Origin of the sequence: Microbacterium karelineae, assembly GCF_009745985.1 — a bacterium.
In the GTDB taxonomy this organism is placed as follows: domain Bacteria; phylum Actinomycetota; class Actinomycetes; order Actinomycetales; family Microbacteriaceae; genus Microbacterium; species Microbacterium karelineae.
In genome coordinates, this window is sequence record NZ_WFIX01000126.1 from 1 (window position 1) to 358 (window position 358).

Here is a 358-nt window from a genome sequence, read left to right on the forward strand (position 1 = left end):
TCCGGGTGAGCAGGTCACGGCGACGGCGACCTACACGCTGACGCAGGCCGACATCGACGCCGGTGGTGTCGACAACACGGCGACGGTCACGGGCAACCCGCCTTCGGGTGAGCCGGTTCAGGACGAGGACGATGTCACGGTTCCCGTCGACTCGGCTCCGTCGATCGATCTGGTGAAGACCGGTGGGCTCGACGACGCTGCGACGGGTCGCGTCGGTGACGTCGTGACGTACACGTTCACGGCGACCAACACCGGCAACGTGACGTTGACCGATGTGTCGATCGCGGATGAGCTCGAGGGTCTTTCGGACATCGCCTATGGCGCATGGCCGGGGGCCGAGGGCACGCTGCAGCCGGGT

At 67.0% G+C, this 358-nt stretch carries 1 protein-coding gene; it reads left to right on the forward strand.

Going from position 1 to position 358, the window contains the following annotated elements; all coding sequences use genetic code 11:
• The coding region (locus tag GB932_RS01200) for a CLIPPER-2 domain-containing protein (RefSeq protein WP_156758937.1) at nucleotides 1–358 on the forward strand (358 nt) is incomplete at both ends.